The sequence below is a fragment of the Chitinophaga sp. genome, from assembly GCF_035564935.1.
In the GTDB taxonomy this organism is placed as follows: Bacteria; Bacteroidota; Bacteroidia; order Chitinophagales; family Chitinophagaceae; genus Chitinophaga.
In genome coordinates this window covers 1-4,574 of sequence record NZ_DATMTE010000477.1, presented here as the reverse complement: position 1 = coordinate 4,574, position 4,574 = coordinate 1, and the positions used below count along the sequence as shown (strand labels likewise).

The following is a 4,574-nucleotide window of genomic DNA, read 5'->3' as shown; positions in this document are numbered from 1 at the left end:
GGCAAGTAGAAAAAATGGGCCGGCAGATAAAGCTCACTCACCAGGAAATTGCTACTGATCTTAATTCTTCGCGCGAAGTGATCAGCCGGCTGATGAAAAAGATGGAAAAAAACGGCTGGATCATTATCCACCGTAACTCTTTCGAGTGGATAAAGGCATAGAATTTTTTTTCTGTGTGACCAGGGTCACCTATAAACCCGGATACAGGTGGCATCTTTGTAGTCAACAGAAAAACAATACACTATGTACTTTCAGCACATTTATGATAAGAGCCTGGCACAAGGCAGTTACTTTATCGGATGCCAGCAGGCAGGAGTAGCCGCTGTCATTGATCCTAAAAGGGATGTGGATACTTACCTGGAGATTGCACAGGAGCAGAAAATGCGGATTACACATATCCTTGAAACGCATATCCATGCCGACTTCCTTTCCGGTTCGCGGGAACTGGCAGCCCTTACAGGAGCTGAAATCTATCTTTCCGATGAAGGCGGCGTTGAGTGGCAATATGAATTTGATCATATTGGCCTCCGGGATGGCGACCGCATGCAGGTTGGTAACCTCGAACTAACGGTGTTGCATACGCCGGGGCATACACCGGAGAGCCTCAGCTTTTTGCTGTCCGATAAGCCGGCCATTGATGTTCCGGTGATGTTGTTTACAGGAGATTTTGTATTTGTGGGAGATATTGGCCGTCCCGACCTGCTGGAAAAGGCTGCTGGCATGAAAGGCACGCAGGAAACTGGCGCACACCAGCTATTTGCTTCTCTTAGGAAATTCAGCGCATTGCCGGGATTTGTACAGGTTTGGCCCGGACATGGCGCCGGCTCTGCCTGTGGTAAGGCTTTGGGCAGTGTACCGTCCACTACTACCGGCTACGAAATACTGAGGAATTGGGCTTTCCGGTTTGGACAGAACGAGGAGGGCTTTGTTCAATACCTGCTGGCGGATCAGCCTGAACCGCCCAGGTATTTTGCGATGATGAAAAAGCTCAATAAGATAAACAGGCCGTTAGTTACCCGGGTACCTGCCGTCGCAGAACTTGGGAAAGATGCACTGAAAGCAGCTTTGGATAAAGGATATCAACTGATAGACACCCGCGATAAAACGGCTTTTGCCCAGGGCTATATTCCCGGCAGTATTAACATACAGGGAAATAACTCCTTCAATACCTGGGCTGGCTGGTTTCTGGACTACGAAACACCTTTTATTTTACTGGCAGATCCTGGTAAGCTCGACGATCTTACCCGTAAGCTGATGCGGATAGGGCTTGACAATATTCATGGTTATATTCCGTCTGTACAAACCTGGCTGGATGCAGGTGGCAGGCTGGAGAAAACGGCTGTTATTGCTATTGATGACTTTAAATCCCTGTACCGGAATAACGGAATCCAGGTGGTAGACCTGCGGGGCGCTACGGAATATCAATCCGGCCATATCAAAGGGGCAGATCACGTATTTCTGGGAACCTTGCCTGATAATCTCGATAAAATCAGTAAAGACAAGAAAGTAGTGATCCACTGTCAGAGTGGCGACCGGGCTACAATTGGCTATTCGTTGCTTGCCCGGAAAGGCTATCATAATGTACTGAATTTTTCAGGTAGTATAAATAAATGGGAGGAAGATGGTAACCCGGTAGTGCAATAAATCAACACAGATGCTTAAAATATTACAACAACCCTGGCCATGGTATGTGGCGGGAGGCCTGATAGGGCTTATTGTACCGGCGCTTTTATTGCTGGGGAATAAACATTTTGGGATATCAGCCAATTTACGCCATGCATGCGCAGCTTGTTTCCCGGCTGGAATAAAATTTTTTCAATATGATTGGAAAAAAGAGGTATGGAATTTCTTTTTTGTAGGTGGTATATTAGCGGGAGCTGTAATAGCGGTCCGGCTATTACCTGATCCTGACCCGTTAGTGCTGCATCCGGCACTGGTTAAGGAACTGGCCGGGTATGGTATTACGGACCACAGCTCCTTCCTGCCTGAAGAATTATTTTCCCTGCGCAGCCTTTTCACTTTACGTGGAGTGGTAATGCTGGCAGGCGGAGGATTCCTGGTTGGCTTTGGCGCCCGATACGCCGGTGGCTGCACCTCCGGCCACGCTATTATGGGCCTCAGTGATCTGCAATGGCCGTCGCTGGTAGCTACTGTTATGTTCATGACAGGAGGTTTTATAATGGCTAACCTGCTGCTTCCCTTAATTCTTCATTTATAATTTACAGTACAACGAATCTTTTATGCAAAACAAAACATCAATCAATACGGATTATGAAGTGCGCTCACTGGATACGATTTGTATCAATGAGTCGGAACGGCAACATCCCTGGTGGTATAACTTTAAATATATGGCGGTAGGCCTCATCTTCGGCGTAACCTTTGTTAAAGCGGAGATCATCAGCTGGTTCCGCATCCAGGAAATGTTCCGGTTGCAAAGCTTTCATATGTACGGAGTGATCGGAACCGCTGTGATGGTAGGGATAATATCTGTTTGGCTTATTAAAAAGTTCAATATCAAAACCATTCATGGCGAAAGAATAACATTTCATCCCAAGAAATTCAACAAAGGGCAAATATATGGAGGCTTTATTTTTGGTTTAGGATGGGCCCTTACCGGCGCCTGTCCGGGGCCCTTGTTTGCACAAATAGGCGCAGGTGCGATCGTTGTATTAATTGTATTATTAAGCGCTGTTGCAGGGACCTGGACTTATGGTTATTTCCGGGAGAAATTACCTCACTGATACCCTTTGCATAAGATCTCTAAGGAAGTATTTACAATGTGTTATAAACAGCGGACGTTCAGCTACGATAGCAGGGGATGAGCGCATAACTTCTGTAAGTAAAATCTTCAGGAAAAACGCCTGCAAGATGTGCCATTTCCTGTTGTGCAATAAACACGGCATATGCAACAGCACTGCTGGAATATTTCAGCCCGTCTAAAACGACAATCATTTTTTTTTATACTTCATTCTTTTTGTGTGAGAAAAGATGAGATAAGTTAGTCCACAGTGGAAAGACAGTGAACGCGGTCTCCTTAAAAAGCAATATAGCTGCAGCGGCGGCCAGTAACAGCGTGGATGGGAAGGCGGAGCCGGCTCCGAGCGGAGCTATGGCTACCAGGAAAATTATGGCCGCGGTTAATCCTGTTATCATGAATGTGCGTGTTGCTGCAATAAAAATACCTGCTGCCAGCTGGCATATAGAAATAGATATTACAATCGCAGTTATATTGTTCCGGAATGCACCATAGATGAACTGCTCGTAAACCCGCAGGGGAGTCATGGCGCCATAGGCCATAAACAAATTCGGATCCCGGATTGCCATTACCCCATTAAACAGCCCGGCCCCGATAAATATCATAGATAGCATTACCCTGGCAACAGCTGCCCGGGAAATAGCAGCTATCAAAACTATCAGGCTAACCATGTTAGCCACAAGATAAGTGATAGAAAAAATATTGGCATGCATATATCAAAGTTTTGGAGTGTTCTGCCGGTAAAATTACAGGCATATTAGTGGCAGATTAATGACACTGGTCAGCCCCGTATTTGATTCATGTCATGAACCGGGACCTGATGAAAATCAGGATATGTGCTAATTGGGATCATATATTGCTTTGGCCTTTGGGAGGACCTTTGAACGAAACATTACTATGCAAAAGATAGCTGCCATATTGGACGGGCTCAGATTTTCAGAGAGCACCCTTCATTATTCAATCTGGATAGCAAAGCACCAGCACGCGCATCTGACCGGCGTTTTTGCCGATGATCTTACTTATAATAGTTTTAATTTATACCAACTGTTGAAAGCTGGAACAGACCAGGCTACCATCAGGCAGCTTGAAGAGGCCGACCACGAAAAACGCGAAGCAGCGGCAGGCAGATTTGAAGCTGCCTGCCAGGCAGCGGGAATCGCTTACAGCATTCACAGGAATAAGAACGTTTCGCTTTTAAGTGCATTGGAGGAAAGTATATACGCAGATCTGCTGATTGTAGATGCGCAGGAAACATTTGTTCATGATGGAGCTACACCTCCTACACGCTTTATCCGGGATTTGCTGACCGATGTACAATGCCCTGTGCTTATTGTGCCTGCCCAGGTGCTAACGCCCGCTGTTTTTGGCGATATCAGGAATATAGTGCTCTTATACGACGGTGAGCCGTCTTCCGTATACGCAATAAAGATGTATAACTACCTGTTGCCTTCGTGGCAAACCTTACCAACAACCGTGCTGTCTGTTAACCCCGAAGGAAATATTCTTGAGAATAAACACCTTATAAAGGATTTTATCAGGAGGCATTTCCCCAAAGCTGTATATAAAGTAATGGAAGGCGAACCGGAAGAGGAAATTGTGAGCTATATGCTTGGTCAGCAGGAGGGAACTGTTATAGTGCTGGGGGCTTACAGGCGCGGTGCTATTTCCCGGTGGTTCAGGGAAAGCATGGCGGATGTATTGATGCAAAACTTATCTTTTCCCTTGTTTATAGCACATAATAAGTAATAATTATGATTATAAACAGTGTAATTACTGATTTTGGTCATGTTCCGTTGGTTTGATCAGTGATAATTTTAGA

The 4,574-nt window shown here is 45.7% G+C and carries 7 protein-coding genes; 5 read left to right on the top strand and 2 right to left on the bottom strand.

The features are described 5' to 3' along the window. Window positions 1–14 precede the first annotated feature (14 nt). From VN105_RS12280 to VN105_RS12265, 4 genes are all read left to right on the top strand, one after another. Window positions 15–161, top strand: a complete 147-nt coding sequence (locus VN105_RS12280; protein WP_325641244.1) for a helix-turn-helix domain-containing protein — start codon at window positions 15–17, stop codon at window positions 159–161. 82 nt (window positions 162–243) lie between these two features. Then, on the top strand, window positions 244–1,644 hold the full coding sequence (locus tag VN105_RS12275) for a rhodanese-like domain-containing protein (RefSeq protein WP_325641242.1): 1,401 nt from the start codon (window positions 244–246) through the stop codon (window positions 1,642–1,644). Window positions 1,645–1,654: 10 nt separating this feature from the next. Further along, entirely contained in the window at window positions 1,655–2,218 is a 564-nt protein-coding gene (locus tag VN105_RS12270) for a YeeE/YedE family protein (protein ID WP_325641240.1), read from the top strand. Between the two features lie 22 nt (window positions 2,219–2,240). Next, complete coding sequence (locus VN105_RS12265; protein ID WP_325641238.1) at window positions 2,241–2,741, top strand: DUF6691 family protein; 501 nt, start codon at window positions 2,241–2,243, stop codon at window positions 2,739–2,741. A gap of 58 nt (window positions 2,742–2,799) precedes the next feature. Here the strand turns inward: VN105_RS12265 and VN105_RS12260 are convergent, their stop codons facing one another. Both VN105_RS12260 and VN105_RS12255 read right to left on the bottom strand, forming a co-directional pair. Further along, the gene (locus VN105_RS12260) at window positions 2,800–2,952 is read right to left on the bottom strand and encodes a hypothetical protein (RefSeq protein ID WP_325641236.1); all 153 of its coding nucleotides are present in this window, start codon (window positions 2,950–2,952) and stop codon (window positions 2,800–2,802) included. A 6-nt stretch (window positions 2,953–2,958) separates the two neighbouring features. Then, window positions 2,959–3,468, bottom strand: coding sequence for a hypothetical protein (locus tag VN105_RS12255; RefSeq protein WP_325641234.1), 510 nt, complete (start codon window positions 3,466–3,468; stop codon window positions 2,959–2,961). Between the two features lie 184 nt (window positions 3,469–3,652). Between VN105_RS12255 and VN105_RS12250 the strand changes: the two genes are divergently transcribed. Beyond that, window positions 3,653–4,501: a universal stress protein gene (locus VN105_RS12250; RefSeq protein WP_325641233.1), complete on the top strand. Its 849-nt coding sequence runs from the start codon at window positions 3,653–3,655 to the stop codon at window positions 4,499–4,501. Window positions 4,502–4,574 lie beyond the last annotated feature (73 nt).

What these genes read in the sequence shown, in the direction of transcription:
- VN105_RS12250 (WP_325641233.1), top strand. Translation starts at nt 3,653, where the DNA reads ATGCAAAAGATAGCTGCCATATTGGACGGGCTCAGATTTTCAGAGAGC.
- VN105_RS12280 (WP_325641244.1), top strand. Translation starts at nt 15, where the DNA reads ATGGGCCGGCAGATAAAGCTCACTCACCAGGAAATTGCTACTGATCTT.
- VN105_RS12270 (WP_325641240.1), top strand. Translation starts at nt 1,655, where the DNA reads ATGCTTAAAATATTACAACAACCCTGGCCATGGTATGTGGCGGGAGGC.
- VN105_RS12255 (WP_325641234.1), bottom strand. Translation starts at nt 3,468, where the DNA reads ATGCATGCCAATATTTTTTCTATCACTTATCTTGTGGCTAACATGGTT.
- VN105_RS12275 (WP_325641242.1), top strand. Translation starts at nt 244, where the DNA reads ATGTACTTTCAGCACATTTATGATAAGAGCCTGGCACAAGGCAGTTAC.
- VN105_RS12260 (WP_325641236.1), bottom strand. Translation starts at nt 2,952, where the DNA reads ATGATTGTCGTTTTAGACGGGCTGAAATATTCCAGCAGTGCTGTTGCA.
- VN105_RS12265 (WP_325641238.1), top strand. Translation starts at nt 2,241, where the DNA reads ATGCAAAACAAAACATCAATCAATACGGATTATGAAGTGCGCTCACTG.